At 74.9% G+C, this 2,084-nt stretch carries 1 protein-coding gene and 1 tRNA gene; both read left to right on the top strand.

Features of this window, described 5'->3' with window-relative positions; genetic code table 11:
• The first annotated feature begins 212 nt into the window (after positions 1 to 212).
• Positions 213 to 286, top strand: a tRNA-Met gene (locus AA75_RS32250).
• Positions 287 to 833: 547 nt separating this feature from the next.
• On the top strand, positions 834 to 1,904 hold the full coding sequence (locus AA75_RS32245; RefSeq protein ID WP_033823884.1) for a hypothetical protein: 1,071 nt from the start codon (positions 834 to 836) through the stop codon (positions 1,902 to 1,904).
• The last annotated feature ends 180 nt before the right edge of the window (positions 1,905 to 2,084 follow it).

Below are 2,084 nucleotides of genomic sequence, written 5' to 3'. Positions count from 1 at the left end.
ATAACCCAGAGGTCGCAGGTTCAAATCCTGTCCCCGCTACTCAGTAGCACGAAGGCCCGGCAGACCAGTCTGCCGGGCCTTCGCCGTTCCCGGACGGTTCGGACCGGGACGGCCCCCGGTCGGGGCCGCCGGTGCCGGTGGGGACCGGGCGGGGCGCGCCGGGAATCGGATTTCCCTTCTGCCCGGCACTCCCGTACTGTGAGGTTCACCGACGCGGGGTGGAGCAGCTCGGTAGCTCGCTGGGCTCATAACCCAGAGGTCGCAGGTTCAAATCCTGTCCCCGCTACTCAGTAGCACGAAGGCCCGGCAGATCACTCTGCCGGGCCTTCGCCGTTCCCGGCGGCCATAAATCCGTTGCCCTCCTCGGAGGTGCGTGCCTACAGTGGCGGCACACTGAAAGGAGGTGATCCTGAGTTGAGTTCCATCAGGATGCGTGAGGTGGCTGCTCGCTAGAGCCGCCCCTGCCTGCGCGGGGTGAGGCCGTAAGGCCTCCGGCGGAGGCGTAATCCCAAGCAGTCACCCGGCCCGTGGGCTCACCGGTACATCCCCGGTGCCTCGGCGGCCGGGCCCCGCGGGGCCCGGCGTCGAGGAGAGCAGCCCACGGGCCGTCTGCATGTCCGCAGGCGCCCGCGGACGCGGCGGCCGCCGGGTCGGCGAGCGCGCGCCGCGTCGAGCACCTTCCGGCCGGGCAGGTCCACCGGGACCGGGACGCTACGTCCCCGATCGGCCGCGCACCCGGGCCGTGCACCGCGGCCCGCTGCGGCCTGCCGGACGGGTCATGCCGCAGGGCCGGATCGGCTACAGTCGCAGCGACCTGACGGACCGTGACGGGGGTGGAGTCGGTGGAGCTGGAGCGCGGTGGCGAGCCGGTACCGGCGGTGAAGATCGCACTGGGCGGGGTGCTGGCGGCCGGGGTGGCCGGGCTGGTGCTGTTCGCCTCGGCCTCGGCGCACTGGGCGGCGGCGCTCGGCGGCGGACTGATGGTGGCGGCGACCTTCGCGGTCGGGGGCGGGCTGCTGGGCTTCCTGTTCGGTGTCCCCCGGCTGCTGACCAGCGGCGCGGCCGCGCACCCGGAGGACCCCGCGGCCACCTCCACGGCGAGCTACGCGCCCAACACCAACCTGGAACAGGTCTCCGACTGGCTGACCAAGATCCTGCTCGGCGCGGGCCTGACCCAGATCGGGACGGTGCCGCAGCGGCTGCGGGAGCTCGGCCGGGCGCTCGCCCCGGTGGTGGGCGGCGGGCCGGGCTCGGCCGGGTTCGCGGCGGCGCTCGGGGTGTACTTCAGCGTGGTCGGCTTCCTGAGCGGGTGGCTGCTGACCCGGCTGCTGCTGGCCAAGGCGCTGTCGGCCGCGGACCGGCAGACCCTGGCGGACTCGGTGAACAAGACCGTCGTCGCCGCTCCGACGCTCGGCTTCACCCCCGAGCAGGTCCGCGACCTGTTCGGCACGGGCGTCGAGGGCCTGCGGGTCCAGGCCCTGGCCCTGCTGCAGGGCGCCCCCGACGCGCGGAACCTGGACCTGATCGTCACCGCGATCGACCGCCACCTCTCGGCCTTCGAACTGCTCCAGGCGCTGCTCGCGGCCCGGGCCGCCACCGACCTGCCCGACCTGACCGCGGAGCAGCGTACGGCGCTGCGCGACGCGGTCCGCTACAAGATGCGCAACTCCCGGAACGTACCGCCGTACTCGCGGCGGCGGGCGGTCGCGGAGGAAGTGCTCAGACGGCTTCCGGAGCCGGCCGGCGCCGGGTCCGTCCAGGGCGGGCCGCCGCCGAGCGGTCCGCCGTCCGCCGGGGAGGCCACGGCTCCTGGCGCTGCGGGCCCGACGGGCGCGGATCCGACGCCTGCGGGTCCGACGGCTGCGGGTCCGACGGCTCCCGGTTCCGTGCCGGCTCCGCGCTGACCGCCGCGGCGGCGGCCCGGCGGCGGTGGTCGGCCGCGCGCAGCACCAGCACCCGGTGGGTGACGGGCCGCCCGTAGCGCCGGACCTCGGTGCCGACCCGGCACCGGCCCAGGTCCGCGCGCAGCTCGTCCAGGTCGGGGAAGCGGCGGCCGGTGGAGTCGTGCAGCGGGTGGATCCGGA

The organism is Kitasatospora sp. MBT63 (genome assembly GCF_000710465.2).
GTDB lineage: Bacteria > Actinomycetota > Actinomycetes > Streptomycetales > Streptomycetaceae > Kitasatospora.
The sequence above is the reverse complement of the archived record's forward strand: the minus strand, read 5'-3'. Positions and strand labels throughout refer to the sequence as shown.